General features: G+C 40.3%; 19 protein-coding genes and 1 tRNA gene. 13 read left to right on the forward strand and 7 right to left on the reverse strand.

Features of this window, described 5'->3' with window-relative positions; translation table 11 throughout:
• Nucleotides 1–64 precede the first annotated feature (64 nt).
• From ACXAH9_RS10675 to ACXAH9_RS10685, 3 genes are read right to left on the reverse strand one after another with little or no spacing between them, the layout of a single operon-like run.
• Complete coding sequence (locus tag ACXAH9_RS10675) at nucleotides 65–598, reverse strand: 2'-5' RNA ligase family protein (protein WP_474894845.1); 534 nt, start codon at nucleotides 596–598, stop codon at nucleotides 65–67.
• Complete coding sequence (locus ACXAH9_RS10680) at nucleotides 591–1,391, reverse strand: alpha/beta hydrolase (RefSeq protein WP_474894846.1); 801 nt, start codon at nucleotides 1,389–1,391, stop codon at nucleotides 591–593. Before ACXAH9_RS10680 ends, ACXAH9_RS10675 begins: the two co-directional genes overlap by 8 nt.
• A 5-nt stretch (nucleotides 1,392–1,396) precedes the next feature.
• On the reverse strand, nucleotides 1,397–2,251 hold the full coding sequence (locus ACXAH9_RS10685) for an alpha/beta hydrolase (RefSeq protein WP_474894847.1): 855 nt from the start codon (nucleotides 2,249–2,251) through the stop codon (nucleotides 1,397–1,399).
• A gap of 53 nt (nucleotides 2,252–2,304) precedes the next feature.
• Between ACXAH9_RS10685 and ACXAH9_RS10690 the strand changes: the two genes are divergently transcribed.
• Together ACXAH9_RS10690 and ACXAH9_RS10695 are read left to right on the forward strand one after the other, a co-directional pair.
• Nucleotides 2,305–4,758, forward strand: coding sequence for a zinc-dependent metalloprotease (locus tag ACXAH9_RS10690; protein ID WP_474894848.1), 2,454 nt, complete (start codon nucleotides 2,305–2,307; stop codon nucleotides 4,756–4,758).
• Between the two features lie 46 nt (nucleotides 4,759–4,804).
• Entirely contained in the window at nucleotides 4,805–5,389 is a 585-nt protein-coding gene (locus ACXAH9_RS10695) for a transposase (RefSeq protein ID WP_474894849.1), read from the forward strand.
• Here the strand turns inward: ACXAH9_RS10695 and ACXAH9_RS10700 are convergent.
• On the reverse strand, nucleotides 5,375–5,566 hold the full coding sequence (locus tag ACXAH9_RS10700) for a hypothetical protein (protein ID WP_474894850.1): 192 nt from the start codon (nucleotides 5,564–5,566) through the stop codon (nucleotides 5,375–5,377). The genes ACXAH9_RS10695 and ACXAH9_RS10700 overlap by 15 nt on opposite strands.
• 245 nt (nucleotides 5,567–5,811) lie before the next feature.
• Between ACXAH9_RS10700 and ACXAH9_RS10705 the strand changes: the two genes are divergently transcribed.
• The 7 genes from ACXAH9_RS10705 to ACXAH9_RS10735 are packed head-to-tail and all read left to right on the forward strand — an operon-like array spanning nucleotide 5,812 to nucleotide 12,040.
• Complete coding sequence (locus tag ACXAH9_RS10705; protein ID WP_474894851.1) at nucleotides 5,812–6,642, forward strand: prephenate dehydratase; 831 nt, start codon at nucleotides 5,812–5,814, stop codon at nucleotides 6,640–6,642.
• Nucleotides 6,635–7,786, forward strand: a complete 1,152-nt coding sequence (locus ACXAH9_RS10710) for a pyridoxal phosphate-dependent aminotransferase (protein WP_474894852.1) — start codon at nucleotides 6,635–6,637, stop codon at nucleotides 7,784–7,786. Before ACXAH9_RS10705 ends, ACXAH9_RS10710 begins: the two co-directional genes overlap by 8 nt.
• A gap of 2 nt (nucleotides 7,787–7,788) precedes the next feature.
• The gene (locus ACXAH9_RS10715; RefSeq protein WP_474894853.1) at nucleotides 7,789–8,877 is read left to right on the forward strand and encodes a chorismate mutase; all 1,089 of its coding nucleotides are present in this window, start codon (nucleotides 7,789–7,791) and stop codon (nucleotides 8,875–8,877) included.
• Between the two features lie 37 nt (nucleotides 8,878–8,914).
• Complete coding sequence (locus ACXAH9_RS10720; protein ID WP_474894854.1) at nucleotides 8,915–9,880, forward strand: polyprenyl synthetase family protein; 966 nt, start codon at nucleotides 8,915–8,917, stop codon at nucleotides 9,878–9,880.
• A 31-nt stretch (nucleotides 9,881–9,911) separates the two neighbouring features.
• On the forward strand, nucleotides 9,912–10,808 hold the full coding sequence (locus ACXAH9_RS10725) for an alpha/beta fold hydrolase (RefSeq protein WP_474894855.1): 897 nt from the start codon (nucleotides 9,912–9,914) through the stop codon (nucleotides 10,806–10,808).
• Between the two features lie 4 nt (nucleotides 10,809–10,812).
• On the forward strand, nucleotides 10,813–11,586 hold the full coding sequence (gene yaaA / locus ACXAH9_RS10730; RefSeq protein ID WP_474894856.1) for a peroxide stress protein YaaA: 774 nt from the start codon (nucleotides 10,813–10,815) through the stop codon (nucleotides 11,584–11,586).
• 10 nt (nucleotides 11,587–11,596) lie between these two features.
• Nucleotides 11,597–12,040 carry an SRPBCC family protein gene (locus ACXAH9_RS10735; protein ID WP_474894857.1) on the forward strand — a complete coding sequence of 148 codons (444 nt, stop codon included), beginning with the start codon at nucleotides 11,597–11,599 and terminating at the stop codon, nucleotides 12,038–12,040.
• A 15-nt stretch (nucleotides 12,041–12,055) separates the two neighbouring features.
• On the opposite strand, the gene ACXAH9_RS10740 is transcribed toward ACXAH9_RS10735, so the two are convergent.
• Both ACXAH9_RS10740 and ACXAH9_RS10745 read right to left on the reverse strand, forming a co-directional pair.
• Nucleotides 12,056–12,748 carry a LytR/AlgR family response regulator transcription factor gene (locus tag ACXAH9_RS10740; protein ID WP_474894858.1) on the reverse strand — a complete coding sequence of 231 codons (693 nt, stop codon included), beginning with the start codon at nucleotides 12,746–12,748 and terminating at the stop codon, nucleotides 12,056–12,058.
• On the reverse strand, nucleotides 12,745–13,554 hold the full coding sequence (locus ACXAH9_RS10745; protein ID WP_474894859.1) for a sensor histidine kinase: 810 nt from the start codon (nucleotides 13,552–13,554) through the stop codon (nucleotides 12,745–12,747). The genes ACXAH9_RS10740 and ACXAH9_RS10745 overlap by 4 nt, the downstream gene beginning before the upstream one ends.
• 214 nt (nucleotides 13,555–13,768) lie before the next feature.
• Here ACXAH9_RS10745 and ACXAH9_RS10750 point away from each other — a divergent pair, with 214 nt between their 5' ends.
• The gene (locus tag ACXAH9_RS10750; RefSeq protein WP_474894860.1) at nucleotides 13,769–14,650 is read left to right on the forward strand and encodes a M28 family metallopeptidase; all 882 of its coding nucleotides are present in this window, start codon (nucleotides 13,769–13,771) and stop codon (nucleotides 14,648–14,650) included.
• Nucleotides 14,647–15,033, forward strand: a complete 387-nt coding sequence (locus ACXAH9_RS10755; protein ID WP_474894861.1) for a hypothetical protein — start codon at nucleotides 14,647–14,649, stop codon at nucleotides 15,031–15,033. Before ACXAH9_RS10750 ends, ACXAH9_RS10755 begins: the two co-directional genes overlap by 4 nt.
• A gap of 33 nt (nucleotides 15,034–15,066) precedes the next feature.
• Here ACXAH9_RS10755 and ACXAH9_RS10760 read toward each other — a convergent pair.
• A tRNA-Pro gene (locus tag ACXAH9_RS10760) sits at nucleotides 15,067–15,141 on the reverse strand.
• Nucleotides 15,142–15,540: 399 nt separating this feature from the next.
• Here ACXAH9_RS10760 and ACXAH9_RS10765 point away from each other — a divergent pair.
• On the forward strand, nucleotides 15,541–16,290 hold the full coding sequence (locus ACXAH9_RS10765) for a helix-turn-helix domain-containing protein (protein WP_474894862.1): 750 nt from the start codon (nucleotides 15,541–15,543) through the stop codon (nucleotides 16,288–16,290).
• A gap of 565 nt (nucleotides 16,291–16,855) precedes the next feature.
• Nucleotides 16,856–18,346: an ankyrin repeat domain-containing protein gene (locus tag ACXAH9_RS10770; protein WP_474894863.1), complete on the forward strand. Its 1,491-nt coding sequence runs from the start codon at nucleotides 16,856–16,858 to the stop codon at nucleotides 18,344–18,346.
• The last annotated feature ends 4 nt before the right edge of the window (nucleotides 18,347–18,350 follow it).

Below are 18,350 nucleotides of genomic sequence, written 5' to 3' on the forward strand. Positions count from 1 at the left end.
GGCTCTTTAATCAAGCAAAAAAGAAGTAGAAAAGAGACAATAACTTTTTCATCCAACAATCACATTACAAACTCACCACATTCCATTTCGTACCATCATGTTTTAGGAGTGTGATTTTATTCACTAGAAACTTGAAACCCACTTTTCGTTCCCCAAACTCCTTCTGCGCTTCATAAAACATTCGCTTCTTCAAATCACGGAAACCAATGGTGACATGAGGATGAAAGGGTTTGCCTTTATAGTTCGCATTATCCAACTTGAGTTGCATCCTGCACGCATCTACTACTTTTTTCTGGAGCTTCTCTAGCTTTTCATTTTCCACTACATTGACAAAAACTACCCGCGGTTCAAAGAAGTCAAAATCTTTTAGCTGAATTTCGATTGGTTCCAGGTCAGCGTTCAGACTTCTCATTACTTCTTTTAACTCATCGTATCGTTTATCCTTCCATTTGAATGGCATGAGCAGGGTGATGTGAGGAGGCGATCTAAGTGCATGCTTACTTTCATATTTTTCGGCTATTTCATGCTTCAATGCAGTGATCTCATACTGAATGTCTTCAGGGGGTAAAACAGCTATAAAGTATAGTGATTCACTCATCGATCAACACCTTTTCCATTTCTTCCCAATAGCGATCGAATCTTGCCAGGTCATTATGGTGACCCCCTTCAATAGAAATAAAAGTCGCCTTATCCTTATGTTCTTCATAAAGTTTTTCTCCGGATTCGTATGGCACCACCTCGTCATCCGTCCCATGAAAAATGTAGACTGGAGCTTTGACATCTTTCAGATATTGGTGATTGGGGAAACGAAATTGCAGTAACCATGATGTTGGGTAGATCGGGAAGAGCTTCTTGGCCACATCTATCAAACTATAAAATGGGGTCTCTAAAATGAGTTTATCCGGATTGTTTTTGGAAGCCAGGTAAGAGGCGAACACACATCCTAGTGATCGCCCGAATATGATGATCCGTTCTTCCCTTTCCAGCTTTTTGGCAAAGCCATAAACCTCTTCCGAATCACCGAGCATTTTGGTTTGCGTCCGATTTCCAGTGCTTTTACCATAGCCTCGATAATCTATAATAAGAACCTCATAACCTAAGTCTACAAAGGGTTCGGTCACTTCTCCCCATCGCGCAAGGTTCCCGGCATTCCCGTGAAAGTAAACGATCAACCCTCTGGAATCCTGCAGTTTGAAATAAAGGGAATTGATGACCGACCCATCTTCCATGGTCAGATTATGCTCTTCAAACTCTTTTTCGAAGGCATATTCATAATCTCTGGGCAAGGATTCAGGCAAGAAGATGAGGCTCTCTTGCAGCAAATAAATCGCCAATCCAATCAGCACATAAATGCACAGCAATACAATGGCAAGTATTCGTAATGCAGACACCTTCGTTAATTTTTCTTTCTACTAAAATTTAAGCTAGATTTCTCTGGATCAATTGGTTTCAGCTCATCAGAGTGCAACGCTTCTTCAAGCATACGATGATACTCCTCAAAAGTATGCAGATTGTTATGCCCTCCACCAATCACGGAATATACGCGAGTTAGAGATGGATTGATTTCTGCCAGTGCCAAACTTGATTTGTAAGGGATTAATTTGTCTTTGGTACCATGGATGATCTTTATCGGGCACTCAACGTACTTGATCCATTTGTAAGTAGTCAGTGGAAATTTCAAGATAAGTGAGGCCGGTAGAAAGGGGATGTATCGCTTGGCCACTTTCTTCATGCTGTAATAAGGTGATTCCAGAACCAGCATTTTTGGGCTGTTATTACTGGCTAGCTTAGCGGCAAAACCAGAGCCCATCGATCTTCCATAAATGATCACATACTTTTCTGGTACTTTGCTTTTTAAGATGTCATATACTTTTTGCAAATCTCCTTTGATCTCCTTTTCCGATCTTCTTCCTGTGCTTTTTCCGAATCCCCGATAGTCCACCATCACCACATCAAATCCCAGTCGGTTGAAGTCAATAGCGAACTTACCCCACCCTTTGATGGAGCGTGAATTGCCTTTCAAATACATCACTACTCCTTTGGGCTTATTCACACTAAAGTGTACACCGTTTATTCGCACATCGTCACCGATGTAGAGGTTGTGCTCTTGCACATTTTGTTCCCCATACTTGAATTGAAAGTCAGAGGGCAACTTTTCGGGCTTGAATAAGAACTTCTCCTGTAAGAAATATGCCGCTACATTAACGATAACATAGATTGATACAATTACTATTATGATTGTGGTGATCAATGCTTTACTTTAATGAATTGATTATTCTGAATAGCTTTTATAAATATACAACAATGAGAACCTACACTTTTCTGACATTGATTCTTGTCTCATTTATGGTTGGTTGCCAATCCACCAATGCACCGGCCAGTTCGTCATCCGATCAATCAAATTCGATTGCGGATTTAACAACAGGGATGCAGAAACAAGAAGGCTTTTTTAACTTTTACTATGATGATGAGGTAGGTCGAATGTTCCTAGAGGTGGATAAAGTCAATCAAGAGTTTCTTTACGTAAATTCATTAGCAGCAGGGATCGGGTCCAATGACATTGGGCTGGACAGAGGGCAGCTGGGAGGCGAACGAGTGGTTCGATTCGAAAAACATGGAAATAAGCTGTTGCTCATTCAGCCTAATTTGGATTATAGGGCAGTCAGCAATAATCAGGATGAAGTAAAATCGGTGGCTGAAGCTTTTGCCAGCTCGGTTATTGGTGGGTTTGAAATCAAAACAAAAAGTGAAAGTGCATACCTGATCGACATCACAGATTGGCTATTAAGGGATTCTCATGATGTGAGCGGAAGGTTAAGAGGTTCGAATCAAGGCAACTTTTCAGTGGACAAATCAAGGTCTGCGATTTACATGGACGCAACATTCAATTTTCCTAAAAACACGGAGTTTGAAACGATACTAACATTCGGTGGAGATGCAAAAGGCTGGTGGTTACGATCGGTGACTCCAACGCCTGATGCTGTGACAGTACGTACACACCATTCATTTATTGAGCTACCGGATGATAATTACACCCCTCGCGCGTTTGATCCCAGATGCGGATTTTTCAATATCTCCTATCAGGATTATGCCACACCTATTGAAGAATCACTGGTGAAGCGATTCATCGTTCGCCACAGACTTGAGAAAAAAGATCCCGATGCTGAGATCAGTGAGCCGGTTGAACCGATTATCTACTACGTCGATCGAGGGGCTCCTGAACCTGTTCGTTCCGCTCTAATCGAAGGAGCGAGTTGGTGGAATCAGGCGTTTGAGGCAGCCGGATACAAGGATGCATTTCAGGTGAAGGTAATGCCGGAAGGAGCACACCCACTGGATGTTCGATACAATGTCATTCAATGGGTGCATCGTTCTACTCGAGGGTGGAGTTACGGTAGTGGGATCACCGATCCGCGAACAGGCGAGATGATCAAAGGGCATGTGAGTTTGGGGTCGTTACGGGTGCGTCAGGATTTTCTGATTGCTACCGGGCTTTTGCAACCCTATGAAAATGGGGATGAAAAACCGAATGCCATGACAGAAATGGCGCTTGCCAGATTGCGTCAGCTTTCTGCTCATGAGGTAGGACATACGCTAGGACTCGCTCACAATTTTGCTGCAAGTGTCAATGATCGTGCTTCTGTAATGGACTACCCGCACCCATATGTTAAGATGGATGATCAGGGAAATATTGATTTGAGTGAAGCATATGATGATAATATTGGTGCCTGGGATAAGGTGACCATTACATATGGTTATAGTGATTTCCCGGAAGGGGAAAATGAAGAGAAACTCAAAGCCATTTTAGATGAAGCTTTTGACAGTGATTTGAGATACATCACGGATCAGGATGCTCGCCCAGCTAGTGGTTTACATCCTGAGGCTCACCTGTGGGACAATGGCACCAATGCTGCTGTGGAACTGAACCGCATGATGAAAATCAGAAGAACCATTCTGGATAAATTCTCAGAAAAGGCAATCAAAACCGGCATGCCTATGAGCTCCATCGAGGAAGTGTTGGTGCCAATGTATTTGTTCCATCGATATCAGGTTGATGGTACTTCTAAATTGATTGGTGGGCTGAATTATAGCTATGCACTACGTGGTAGTGATCAGGTAATAACTGAAATGATTTCTGCAGATAAACAAATGGCGGCACTAGAGGCTTTGCTGAATACAGTGAAGCCAGAGAGTTTAAAGCTACCGGAGCAACTGTTAAGTCAAATTCCACCACGGGCATTTGGTTATGGGAGGTCAAGAGAGACATTCCAGTCGCGAACAGGTCCGGCATTCGATTACCTGGCAGCAGTAGAGACCGCAGCAAGCTTGCCATTCGGATTCATTTTCAATGCAGATCGGTTTAATCGATTACTTACATATAAAGCCAGAGACTCAAAACAGCTAGGTGTAGATGCAGTATTGGACAGGGTTACTGCTGCTACATGGATGAGACCTTCATCAAACGCCTTGGATCGAATGATTCAGAAAGTGGTGGAAATGGAAATGCTGAAACAACTCATGGGACTAGCTGTAAGTGACCGGGCCTATACCGAGGTGAAGGCCAAAGCACTGGCAAAAATAAAAGCGATTAAGTCATACGCTTCCGGACGAACAGGAAGAACCACCAATGATGATGGGGAATATTATCAATATGTCCTAAGTCAAATCGATCGATTTTTAGAGGAACCTGATGAGTTTAAAATCCCTGATCAAATCAAAGCACCAGATGGTTCACCGATAGGGAGTTGTGATTTTTGATTTAATTCTGACAGGTTTTCAGAACCTGTCAGAATTTTTTTAAGAAATGGAAGCAGGCAAGTTTTATCACATTTACAATCATGCAAATGGAAGCGAGAACCTCTTTCGAAATGATGAGAATTACAATTTCTTTTTACGAAAGTGGAGTCACCACATTGAACCTATTGCAGACTCTTATGCCTATTGCTTAATGCCGAATCATTTTCACTTTTTGGTTCGAATAAAGGATGAAGTTGACCTTGAGCATTTAAATCAGACAGGTTTTGGAAACCTGTCTGATTTCTTATCTAAGCAATTCAGCAACTTATTTGTCAGCTATGCAAAAGCATATAACAAAATGTACGACAGAAGGGGCTCTTTATTTAATCGGCCATTCAAGGCTAAGGAGATCGAGAATGAATCTTATTTGACCAATGTAATTTTCTATATCCATCATAATCCTCTGCATCACGGATTCACTAAATCTATCGCTGACTGGGAACATAGTAGCTATCATGCCATGATTTCAGATAAACTAACCAGGTTAAAGAGGAAAGAAGTGCAAAGTTGGTTTGGTTCAAAAAATGACTTCAAAGAGTTTCATGATCAGGCAATAAAGGGGCTTGAAAAACTCGAATTAACATTTACTTGAAGTTATATCTGACAGGTTTTCAAAACCTGTCAGATATTTATCTAACTGATCAAAGTAATCCTCAATTCCTTCCTCTGCGATACTCATTATGTACTTATCTTGGCCAAGATCTTGGTAAGATTTAACATATTCAGATCGTTTTTGCTTTTCGACTTCAATGGTATTTGATTGCGTCATTAATTTATTTTTATTTCTAAGGAAGTCAGCTTATTTAAAATTAATTTCATTTCTGACTTGCATTTAAAAAAAATCTCGCTTCTATTTACCCCAGTATGAACGCACACAGAGCATTTTATTTTAGCTACTATTTTATTTATCCAAAGCGGATAATGGGGTGGCTATAGTGTATCTGATGTAAAGACATTTACAAAGGCCTCCCCAAAGGGAGGCCTTTTTTTGTGCATATTGTAGGAAGTAGCAAAATGACAGAAAAAATTGCCATACAAGGATTAAGAGGGAGCTTTCATCACGAAGCAGCCAATCATTTCTTCGGAGAAGAGTTAGAGTTGATTGAGTGTGAAAGTTTTCAATCTGTTGTTCAATCTGTTACTGAAGGAACAGCTGACAAGGGAGTTATGGCCATAGAAAACTCTTTGGCGGGATGTATTCTGCCCAACTACCAGTTGCTAAGGAAGAACGAAGTGGAAGTAGTTGGCGAAGTAGGCTTACGGGTGCATCTCAACCTGATGGCGCTGGCAGGAACAAAGCTAGAGGAGTTGGAAGAGGTGCGTTCGCATCAGATGGCATTGAGACAATGTGGTGAATTTTTCACACAATACCCAAACATTCGCCTTGTTGAGCATTTTGATACCGCTGGAAGCGCCCTGGAAATTGAAAAGAAAAACCTTAAACAGATAGCTGCAGTAGCAGGTAGGTTAGCAGCAAAGGAATATGGGCTAGAGATATTGAAGGAAGGCATTGAAGACCATGACCTGAATTATACAAGTTTTAAGATTCTACAAAGAAAGGGAGGCAGTCAGGAAGAAGATCCCGATAAAATCTCCATCTATTTTCAAACCTCAAACGATCCGGGTTCCCTTGCGAAAGCACTTACAGTGATTAGTGGTTTGGGGATAAACTTAGGGAAGCTGCAATCTCATCCGGTTCCAAGTAAAAACACGTTATATGGATTTTATGCTACGTTGGAGTTGACAGATGCTGACCAGCTTAAAGATCTGATAACAATGATGAAGCGCATGATGCTGGAATTTGAAATTTTGGGAGTTTACAAAAAGGGAGAGACCTATGGTTGATGAATTAAAAGCCAAACGACTAAACGGAATAGGGGAATATTATTTCTCCAGGAAGCTGAAACAGATTGCCGATCTGAATGCGGAAGGGCATAATGTGCTGAATCTGGGCATAGGAAGTCCGGATTTAAATCCACCGAAAAACGTGCAGGAAGCACTGATCAATGGCTTGACCGAGGCAAATGCCAACCAATACCAGAGCTATCGAGGGATTGCAGAGCTAAGGGATGCATTTGTCAAGTGGTATCACAAATTCTTTGATGTTTCGATTGATTCCGAAACAGAAATACTCCCACTCATCGGTTCAAAGGAGGGAATCATGCATATCTGCATGTCCCTGATCAATGAAGGTGATAAAGTTTTGGTGCCCAACCCCGGGTATCCGTCATACAGCTCAGCTTCCAAGATTGCCGGAGCAGAGGTTGTTCCCTACAATCTTACTGAAGAAAACGACTATTTACCAGATTTTGACGAGCTGGAGTCTCTTGAAAACATAAAAATGATGTGGGTGAATTATCCCCATATGCCAACAGGGAAGGACGGGAATGAACAGCTATTTGAGCAGTTGAATGATTATTCGCGCAGGAAAGGAGTGATCATTGTTAATGATAATCCGTATGGATTTATCCTAACCAATGAGCAAAACAGCTTGTTAAAGAATCGGATGGAAACGGATTTGGTTTTGGAACTGAACAGCCTTTCAAAATCGCACAATATGGCCGGATGGCGGCTAGGTGTATTGGCAGGTAACAGGGATCTTATACAGACGGTACTTACGTTCAAAAGCAACATGGATTCGGGTCAGTTTAAGCCATTAATGAGGGCGGCAATTGCTGCTTTAGAAGTAGAAAGAGATTGGTATGATGGTCTTAACACGATATATGCAGAACGCAAGAGCAAAGTCCTGGAGATAGCTGGGTTGATCGATTGTGAAGTGACAATGGAACAGGTAGGCATGTTTGTTTGGGCGAAAATCTCCAACACTTTTGATCATGCAGAAACGTTCGCTGATCATTTATTGAATAAGTACCGAATTTTTGTACCGCCAGGAACTGTTTTTGGAACGGCGGGAGGTCAGCATATCAGGTTTTCGCTATGTAGCGATTTGCCTGTTTGGAATGAAGTTATTGATAGAATTAAAGCATAGCAATGAAGATAGAACCAATCAACATTTTTCAGCAAAAGCGACCGGTTATTGTTTCAGGTCCATGTAGTGCTGAGACAGAAGAGCAGACGCTGGAAACGTGTAGACGTGTGGCAGCTACTGGCAAAGTAGACATCCTAAGGGCAGGTATCTGGAAGCCCCGAACCAGGCCAAACAGCTTTGAGGGGATTGGTAGTGAAGGTCTCAAATGGATGCGAAAGGCTAAGGAAGAAACAGGGCTGCCTGTTTCGGTAGAGGTTGCCAACTTCAATCATGTTTTTGAAGCATTGAAAGCTGGGGTGGACATCTTATGGATAGGTGCGCGAACGACCGTAAATCCATTTTCTGTTCAGGAAATTGCGAATGCCCTGGAAGGGACAGATGCTACCGTATTCGTAAAAAATCCAATCAATGCAGATCTGGAACTGTGGACAGGAGCTCTGGAGCGCTTGAATAAAGCAGGTGTCACTAAGCTTGGCATGATCCACCGTGGATTTGCGCAGCATGGAAACAGCATTTATCGCAATGAACCTAAATGGCAATTGGCAGTAGAAATGAAATTACGATTTCCGGATATTCCAATGCTTTGTGATCCAAGTCACATTGCGGGAAATAGAGACCTGCTGCAGCCCATCTCTCAGCAGGCGTTGGATATGGACTATGAGGGCCTGATGATCGAATCTCACATCGATCCGAACAATGCATGGAGTGATAAGCAACAGCAGGTGACGCCAGAGCAACTGGATGAAATCTTGTCTGAACTTACAGTCAGAAGACCGGAGGTTCCTGATGCTGAGCTCAATGAAAAACTTAAAAATCTACGAAGACAGATCGATATGGTGGATGATGATTTGCTTGAGTTGTTGGGTAACCGAATGAAGATCGCTGAGGAGATCGGAGAGGTGAAAAAAGAAAAGGGAGTGACCATTCTTCAAACAAATCGGTGGGAGGAAATCATTGAGAAAGCCTCTGCAAAAGGGAAGTTGCAAGGGCTATCAGAAAGGTTTATGATTCGTTACCTCAATGCCATTCACCAGGAATCCATAGACCATCAAAATGAGGTGATGAATCGGTCAGAGATAGAGGAAGAATAAAACAACCGAATGCGATTGTGGTTTTATCTTGCAGCCAATGAAAAATCTGCTCGAAAAAATTGACTCCTCTCTTGCCAACCTAACACTTGGTAAGCACCCTCAAAACCTCTATGATCCCATCCGATACATTCTTTCGTTAGGTGGAAAGCGTCTACGACCAATGCTGGTCCTGCTGGGCTATGGGTTGGAAAAGGAAGAGGTTGAAACCATGATAGAGCCAGCATTGGCGGTAGAGATCTTTCACAACTTCACATTGATGCACGATGATATCATGGATTTGGCTCCTATCCGTCGTGGTAAACCAACCGTTCATGAAAAGTGGAACAATACGGTGGCCATTCTCAGTGGAGATACCATGATGGTGAAAGCCTATGACCAGTTACTGACCGGCCCTACCCACTCGTTGGCACTGGCCATTCAAAAATTTAATAAATGTGCGGTGGAGGTCTGTGAAGGTCAGCAGCTAGATATGAATTTTGAGGAGTTTGAAACAGTCACTGAGGATCAATATATCGAAATGATCCGACTAAAAACGGCGGTGCTTTTAGGATTCAGTCTTGAGTATGGCGGTCTACTGGCAGGGATGAATGAAGAGCAATTAGGAAAGCTCAATGAAATTGGTGAAAAAGCGGGCATTGGATTTCAGCTGATGGATGATCTGCTTGATGTATATGGAGATAAAGCCAAGTTCGGAAAGCAAGTAGGTGGTGATATTGTCTCCAATAAAAAAACATATTTATTGATAAAGGCATTGGAGTTGGCCGATTCCAATCAAAGAAAAGAGCTGAATAAATGGCTCATGGCTCAAAAATTTGATGTAAATGAAAAGGTAGAGGCAGTCACAGCGATTTATGAAGAGATTGGCATATTCGAGTTGACTCAGAAGAAAATGAACAGGTTTTATGATGAAGCATTTATGCTTTTAAAAGAATTGGAAGCAAGGCCAGAAGGAAAGCAGCAGTTGGTGGTTTTTTTTGAAAAACTTATGAAAAGGGAAAGCTAGCCATAGCTTTTTTAATTTAGTACAACAAAAAATGAGTAAACGCTCTAAACATATTCTATTACTACTTCTTTGGTTAGTAGGCTGCAACCCCGAAACAAGTTTTGAGGGTTTAATGGAGGTCAATCAAACGGAGCTATTCGTAAAAACGATGGGCTCTGGAAAACCGCTCATAGTAATTCATGGAGGTCCTGGTTTAAATCATGACTACCTGCTACCTCATTTAGAGCCATTATCTGAAAGCTTTTTGTTGGTTTTTTATGATCAAAGAGCTTCTGGTAGATCATCTGTAAAGGTCGAGCCATTAAGTATGAATATGCCAAAGTTTGTTGAAGACCTTGAGGCATTAAGGGTTAAGCTGGGCCTTAATAAGGTCTATTTGTTAGCACATTCCTGGGGCGCTCAGATTGCTTCTGCATATGCAATACAGTATCCGGAGAATATTGAAGGCATTATTTATGCTCACCCAACACCGATGACAGATTTGTATAATAATCAGATTCAAGCAAGACAAGCTCAAGTTATGGATAGCGCATATTTTACTAAAAGAGATGCAATTATATCATCGGATGCGTTTGCCAATAAAGAAATAAGCGCATATGAGGAACTTATCAAACTATCCTATTCTCTCACATTTATAGACGAAACCAAAAATACCTTAAACCTGAATCTCAATTCGAATTTTAATCTTACGCAGACATTGTTAAGAAAATTTAAGTCTCCAAAGAGAGATTTCTTAAAAGAATTGTCAACCATAGATGTTCCATCAATCGTTATACATGGTACAAATGACTTGACAGTAATTGATGCAGATTCAGCACTGGCAGATGCTTTGGATGCAGAAGTGATCACCTTCCAGACAGGTCATTTTTCATTTGTTGAGCAGCAGGAAAAATTTATTGATGAGGTTGTAGAATTTGTAAATAATTGAAGCCATGATTGCAGTAGTCTCACCAGCAAAAAATTTAGATTTTGAAACGCCCTACGAAGTAAAAACCACACAGCCCAGGCTGATGGATTGTACCAAAGAGTTGATCCAGGTGCTTCGAAAAAAGTCTACCGATGAAGTAAAAGACCTGATGAGCATCAGTAAGCAGTTGGCGGGGTTGAATGTTCATCGATATAAAGAATTTGACATTGATCATCACAAAGATAATGCTAAGCCTGCTGCACTTGCCTTCAATGGGGATGTCTATCAGGGGCTGAATGCTGAGTCATTTGACGAGAAGAAGTTTGAGTTCGCTCAAAAGCACTTTAGAATTCTTTCCGGACTATATGGTTTGCTCCGTCCCCTAGATTTAATTCAACCTTACCGTTTGGAGATGGGAACAAAGCTCTCCTTCGATGATTTTAACACACTTTACGAATATTGGGATCGTAAAATTCTGGACTTACTTGTGGATGATTTGAAAGCACAAGGAGATGATATCATATTGAATCTCGCATCTAACGAATATTTCAAGTCTGTTGATAAAAAAGACATGCCTGCCAGAGTAATTGATGTAGAGTTCAAGCATCTGAAAAATGGTAAGTACAAGATCATCTCTTTTTATGCGAAAAAAGCCCGTGGCTTGATGTCACGATTTATGATTGAACATCAGATTACCAACCCAGATGACCTGAGAGCATTTGATTATGAGGGCTACTACTTTGATGAGGAGGCTTCTACGGAAAACAAGTTGGCATTCAAAAGAGAGAGTAAAAACTAATATTCTTTGAATGATATTTAAAGGTCACATTGACATTAATAAACCCATTGATATGGTTGCGAAATATTTTGCAGACCCAAAATATCTGGGTGAATATCAGGAAGGATTTGAAAAGAAAGTATTAGAAGAAGGCAAAGAAGGTCAGAATGGTGCCGTTTCGAAGATGTATTACAAGAACGGGAAATATGAAATGGTTTTAACGGAGACCATCACAAAAAATAATTTACCAGAATCGTTTGAAGCTTTCTATCATCACAAGCACATGGATAATACGATGAAGTGTGAGTTCACTTCACTTGGTGAAAATGAAACCAGGTATCAGGTGTATGTTGAATACACCCGAATCGACTGGGTTATGCCGAAATTGATCTCGATCCTTTTTCCAGGAATGTATAAAAAGCCCGCCCGAAAGTGGATGGACAATTTTAAACGATTTGTTGAGGGACAAGCTTAGTAAACTGTTGCAATTTTAGCTTGAAATATTATCCAACCACTCACTAACCATCCTTCGATAGGTTTGACCAATTGGCACCTCGTTTCCTGATACCTTCAGCCTGTTCCCATCAATTTCTTCGACTTTATTTTTAGCAACTATGAATGACTTGTGCACACGCATGAAATCGGTTGGCAGATCTTTTTCGAATGAAGAAATTTTTTGATGAGTTGTAATCGTGGAGTCCTTTAAATGGACTTTACAGTAATTTCCAAATGCTTCAATAAGTACAATATCCGCTACCTGAATAATTTGCTGCTTCCTATCCACTTTTACTGATAGTTGGCTTCTGGGCGTCTCTTTCTCAGGTGTTGCGTGTTTTATAGAAGGAATTTTATTGATAGCCTGAATGAACCTTTCGTAAGAAAATGGTTTCAGGAGATAGTCCACAACATTCAGCTCATACCCTTCTAGTGCATGCTCTTTAAAGGCGGTTGTAATAATGACCTTAGGGGGATTTGAAATAGATTTTAGAAATTCTAACCCGGTCATTTTAGGCATTTTGATATCTAAAAAAATGAGATCAATCCGGGAGCGGTGTAATAAATCCATTGCTTCTGCGGCACTGAAGCAGTTTCCTGCTTTTTTAAGATGTTTCAAATCTTCGCAGTACCCCTCGATTATCCGGTGAGCAATGGGCTCATCATCAATGATTGCAAACGAGATCATTTTAGATTGATTTCAAGTTTTGCCAGAAATTCATCTTCAGACGTTTCAGTAGTTAATTTATGATTTTGTGGATAGGTGAGGTCAAGCCTTCGCTTCAAATTTTGCAAACCAACCCCACGCATAGACTTCTCTTGCTCATCATAACTATTTTGAACCAGAAAGGTAAGCTGATCATTTTCCACTTTCAATTTAGCTTTCAGATAAGCCTTTTCAGACACCTTTTCCAAGCCATGCTTAATCGCATTCTCAACGAGAATAACAAGCATTAACGGAGCAATCTGATAACCACTGTCAACTTCTTTGTTGAAACTTATTTGGGTTTTATCCCGGTAGCGAATGCGATGCAGCTCCAGATATTTTTCAACATAGGCTACATCTTCTGAAAGCGGCACCTTTTCATTGTCCCCCTCATAAATGACGTATCTCATGATGTCGGAAAGTTTCAGAATCACTTCCGGGGTATCTTTTGAGTTCTCTTTCGCAAGTCCGTACAGGTTATTCAGTGTGTTGAAAAAGAAATGAGGATCGATTTTACTCTTAAGGAGAAGCAGTTCGTTTTCGATATTCTGATTTTTGAGTTCGCGGTATTCTTTCCATTTTGCGAATATCCAGCTGATTACCACAAAACCCAGTGAACATACCAAAACTGCTACTGCAAACCAAAAGTAGGTCCTTAGAATAGACTCATCCTCGGATCCGTCTACACTTGCCTTCTCGAGACGTCCCTTTATCTCAATCATTGCAATTATTGATGAGGCGGTCAATAAGAGAACAGTGACGGTCTTGTAAAATTTTCTAGTTCTCACGACTCCTAAATTAGGTCGAAACACGCAGTGCACAAAGGTTGGATGACAAACAACCCTTTTTACAATATAAACATATCAATAGCTATGATGAACCATGTTGATCGCACTTAAATAGGTGTTCATTGCTATCGGAAATCTGGATATCAAAAATGTTTTAAGATTCTGTAAGCACTGGATAATCTTGAACCAGTAAAACAATTAAACTAATTAAAAAATGAGAGTTGTAGTATTCATATTTCTTTTCCAGGCTGGGATACAGGCTAAGGCTCAACATGTAGACCCTTTGGATGTCAGGCCTTTTCAGGAAGAGGTCATAAAAAATTTAACCGGAATGGTGCCGTCTCGAAAGGTTGGTATTTTGGAGGAGCGGAGTACTCCATCTGGCAGGAAGCAAACGGCTAAAATCATAGAGCAATATCTGTTGGAATTAGGATTGAAACCCCGGTTTCATAATTACACAGCCGCACACCCCATGATATTTCCGGATCTGTTTTTTGGTCCCGCAAGAGGAACCAATGTATACGCTATCCTCGAAACTAACCCGGCTTATGAATATATAGTTGTGGGTGCCCACTACGATGCTGAGCCTGGGAGTCCGGGAGCCGGAGACAATGCCTCCGGTGTGGCTCTGGTTTTGTCTCTAGCAGAAAAACTGCTTGTGAACAAAGACCGCCCATTCAATTACATATTTGTACTTTTTGATCAGGAGGAGGATGATGAAATTGGAAGTCGTGCTTTTTCTGATTTCATCGATGAAGAAGGTTTTAATGTCCACTCTGTTCATGTAACAGACCTTTCCGGGTGGGATGAGGAGGGGGACAGAGTTGTACTTATACAAACAATGGATGAATCAATGATGTTGGCATATAGTAAAGCCTCAAAGAATCTGGGTATTGAAATTCAATTAATAGGAGGAGCTTCCTCAGACAACAAATCATTTCAATCGCAATTTTCTACGGTGGGGGTGTTTGGAGATATTACAAAACACCTCCACAAGCCAACGGATACCTACGAGACAGTTGATTTTGAATTCTTGAATTTGATGACTCAGCTCATGAGTGAAATATTGGTGACACTAGACAAAAAAGCATTATGAAAAAAGCACTCGATTCTACTAAAATTTGGATGATGATAATTGTCACTCTTTGTATGTTAGCATGGAAGGCATTTTATCTAATGATATTGGGGAACCCTGTCCTCGTACCAATAGCGGTCTTTTTCTTGACAGGAATTGGTTACACACGGGTCAAAAAAAAGAAGTCTGTGGTAAGGTTAATAAAGGCCTGGGGCATACTCTTGATTGTGTACGCAATTGCCAGAACCCTATTGGCGGTTACAATCTTTTTAGAGTTTGGTGGAGTGGAGGCATACATAGTCAACCAAGTTAATTATTGGTTATATGTAAGTAATCTGATCATTTTGGCATTCGGGATAACGATTCTTAAAAAAAGAAGAATGGTCTTGGATTTTATCCGGTGAAATTAAAATGCCACCCAAAGGTGGCTTAACATGTCGGGATGACTGGATTCGAACCAGTGGCCCCCACTACCCTAAAGTGGTGCGCTAACCGAGCTGCGCCACATCCCGAACGTTCAAAATTATGCACTTAAATTATTATTAAGTCGGAATACTAGCGAAGGAAATCTTAGGGTTTTTCACTTTAGATTGGTTTATTGTGTAATAATGAGGTTGATTTTATTCTTTCTTGCTCTTGTAGGTATATTCGTTTCAGGATCACTGTTTTTTCGTTTACCATATTTCCGAAACAGGACACTCTCATTTTTTATTATTCTTTTTAGCTTTCAGGTTCTTAATTTTCTTTATGGAACAAGTGAGATATTCTACCTATATCCTCAATTCATAGGTTTTTACTTTTATCCAAGTAGCTTTTTATTCGGGCCTCTATTCTACCTCCACCTGCTTTCATTTAAAGAACAAGCGCCCAATATATGGCAAAAGATAATTCACTTTCTTCCTTCTTTAATAATGATCTTATTAATAAGGGATGTTTATCAAATAGATAATGGGATCGCGCGTATGGAGTTAATTACTGATCAATTTGGTAATCGATTCCTTATTTATAACTACGCAATTGTTGTTCATATCATTCTGTATGCATGCGCAAGTTTCTTTATGTTAAGAAAATTCATTCGTGGCTTAAAACATTCGGAACGCCTTTACATAATAGGGATAGCCATAATATATCTAGTAAGTGGAATCATGTTGGGTCTTTATGTTGAATATGCAAATAGCTGGAGAGATTTCTCACCATATTATTTGATGGTATCGGTGTGTTTCCTGATCATCGGATTCTTGTTATTTGCCAACCCAAAGTTTCTCAATGATTTTAGTAAAAAGTACTTGAGCTCTAACTTGAACAAGGATGAAATGAAACAAATAGTAAGTGATTTAGCGAAACTTTTTGAGACAGAGAAAGTCTTTCTTGAACGGGGGTTGACGGTGAAGAAAGTATCGACATTATTAGGTATACCGTCATATAAAATATCTCAGTCTTTGTCTACTTTCTCCGGAACCAACTTCAATGAGTTTTGTAATAAGTATCGTGTGAAATATTCGGAAGATTTATTGAAAGATTTGAACTTACAACATTATAAAATCGAGGCGATTGCATTAGATTCTGGATTTAGTAATAAGGTGACGTTCTACCGTGCGTTTATGAAGATAAATGGATTTACACCAGCCAGTTTCAGGGATAATTCCTGCTTAAAGAGTTAATAATAATTATTGGTAACCTATTATCAACCTTCCAATGTTTTTAGTTGGATATCAGCGCATATATTAGCCAGGACATGATTCAGAGCAAACTGAAAATTGCATCAGCATAGTCTAATTCCTTAGTAGATTGTAGGAGTCAAACCTGTTGCAAGTATGAAGAGGGTTAGTTCGACATTCTCCAATTGTGGGAATATTAATCATGTAATGGCAGAAGATAGTGATCCATCACCTCATCTTCTGCTTTTTTATTTCTTAATGATTGACAAATGCTAGTGAAAATTACTCTTCAAAATTCGGGTTAAATAAAATTTATCATTACTTCAAGAGGGTTTTTTTAAGTGCTATTCCAACCAAGTTGAACCTACTTTGATGTAAGGCTTCATGAAATCAGATCATCCAGATAGTGTACGTCTTTCAGCTAATGATAAGTCGCAATCATTATTGGATTTAATCTTCTCATAATCTCTAATGGAGCACTAAGGGGAGTGTATTACATTCCCCGCTTTTTTTTAAAACTAATAAGCGGTTAATAATGATTCAATTGAAGTCGTACAGTTTATGCGTGATGAAAGTAAGATTTCAATCCATTGTTCTTGGGCTGATACTATGTGCTTTCGCTCATTTAGTTCTCGCATCCAATCCTTCGGAGCTTGATAGTCTTTTGCAAGTAGCTGTAGAAGAGAACAATCACAATAAGGTTGAACAGCTACTGTTATCAGGGGCCAATCCAAATACAAGATTCAAGTCTAGTTTAAAACCTACTCTTTTGATGTATGCCAGTGGTTTTGCAGATGGAAAAATTCTGGACTTGCTTTTGAAACAAAGTGTGTCACTTGATGAGGTCGACATCAACGGTGACCCGGCAATTAATTGGGCTACTTATTACGGGCATGTCAGGAATATGCAAAAATTGATTGATGCAGGTGCAAACATCAAACTGGAAAGCAAGCACGGAGATGCCCTTGATGTGGCCTTCAGGTTGTGGCATGCAGATTCTGTGATTAATGTTTTTAGAGGATCTGAACTTGATGGTGAAACGTCTGAGGAAGTTAGAAAACTTGTAGAAGCGACCCGCCAAAACGATCTTGGCAAAGTCAAGTCCTTAATAAAACAAGGAACAAACCCTAACTCGAAGGATGGATTGGGGATGTCGATTTTACATCATGCGGTTAGAGCTGGTGATTTGAAAATGGTAACTCTGCTATTGAATCAAGGCGCAGACCCTAATGTTTTAAACAGAGTTGGACAAACTCCTTTAACCATCGCTTCCAGATTCGGCTATTTCGATATTGCCGACATGCTTATTGAAAGTGGGGCGGCTGTAAACAATGGAGGTGAAAAGTACCAACTAACACCCCTGATTGGAGCTGCTGTTGGTGGTCATGAAGGTTTAATAAATAAGTTGATTAAAGCTGGAGCAACCATTGACCATCAGGATATTGTAAATCAAAGCACAGCATTACATTGGTCTATTTTCTATGGCAACAATAATGCTGCGAAGACACTGATTGACTTTGGTGCCAGCTATACACTTAGTTGCCTGGACAACTCATACAGTGCCTATACGCTGGCGAGAGGATATGAAAACAACGAATTGAAATCCTATATAGAGCAGAAGCGGAATGTAGATAATCCACTCATCGGCTCGTGGAATCTTCAAACCATTAATTATATCTATGCTGACACCACTTATACAATAGATGCACACCAGGGAAGTCTCTTAATAGGTCAAAGCAGGTATAGCATTATGTACAACCCATCCTGGAAGGCAAGAGTACCATTTAAAAACCTATCCAAACCGACGGACGATGAAACACTTGCTGGATTTAGAAGCATTGTTTTCAACAGTGGGCCCTATGAAATCATTGATGATGTGATGCTGGCCATACCCGATATTGCTAAAGTTCCAGGCTTTGAGGGTGGAAAGCAGTACTATCGATTTAAAATTGATGGAGATCTAATGACTTTCCGAATGTATGATGAAACCTACCCCAGCGGTGAAAAACCAGAGTGGTTTGGGAAAGTGGAGGTTGAGTTTATTTTCAATAAAGAATAGTACT

Source organism: Ekhidna sp. ABH4_415 (assembly GCF_056161305.1).

Coding starts and splice junctions, on each gene's coding strand:
- ACXAH9_RS10695 (WP_474894849.1), top strand. CDS start 4,805: ATGGAAGCAGGCAAGTTTTATCACATTTACAATCATGCAAATGGAAGC.
- ACXAH9_RS10725 (WP_474894855.1), top strand. CDS start 9,912: ATGAGTAAACGCTCTAAACATATTCTATTACTACTTCTTTGGTTAGTA.
- ACXAH9_RS10700 (WP_474894850.1), bottom strand. CDS start 5,566: ATGACGCAATCAAATACCATTGAAGTCGAAAAGCAAAAACGATCTGAA.
- ACXAH9_RS10740 (WP_474894858.1), bottom strand. CDS start 12,748: ATGATCTCGTTTGCAATCATTGATGATGAGCCCATTGCTCACCGGATA.
- ACXAH9_RS10705 (WP_474894851.1), top strand. CDS start 5,812: ATGACAGAAAAAATTGCCATACAAGGATTAAGAGGGAGCTTTCATCAC.
- ACXAH9_RS10735 (WP_474894857.1), top strand. CDS start 11,597: ATGATATTTAAAGGTCACATTGACATTAATAAACCCATTGATATGGTT.
- ACXAH9_RS10675 (WP_474894845.1), bottom strand. CDS start 598: ATGAGTGAATCACTATACTTTATAGCTGTTTTACCCCCTGAAGACATT.
- ACXAH9_RS10770 (WP_474894863.1), top strand. CDS start 16,856: ATGAAAGTAAGATTTCAATCCATTGTTCTTGGGCTGATACTATGTGCT.
- ACXAH9_RS10765 (WP_474894862.1), top strand. CDS start 15,541: ATGATCTTATTAATAAGGGATGTTTATCAAATAGATAATGGGATCGCG.
- yaaA (WP_474894856.1), top strand. CDS start 10,813: ATGATTGCAGTAGTCTCACCAGCAAAAAATTTAGATTTTGAAACGCCC.
- ACXAH9_RS10750 (WP_474894860.1), top strand. CDS start 13,769: ATGAGAGTTGTAGTATTCATATTTCTTTTCCAGGCTGGGATACAGGCT.
- ACXAH9_RS10715 (WP_474894853.1), top strand. CDS start 7,789: ATGAAGATAGAACCAATCAACATTTTTCAGCAAAAGCGACCGGTTATT.
- ACXAH9_RS10720 (WP_474894854.1), top strand. CDS start 8,915: ATGAAAAATCTGCTCGAAAAAATTGACTCCTCTCTTGCCAACCTAACA.
- ACXAH9_RS10690 (WP_474894848.1), top strand. CDS start 2,305: ATGAGAACCTACACTTTTCTGACATTGATTCTTGTCTCATTTATGGTT.
- ACXAH9_RS10710 (WP_474894852.1), top strand. CDS start 6,635: ATGGTTGATGAATTAAAAGCCAAACGACTAAACGGAATAGGGGAATAT.
- ACXAH9_RS10755 (WP_474894861.1), top strand. CDS start 14,647: ATGAAAAAAGCACTCGATTCTACTAAAATTTGGATGATGATAATTGTC.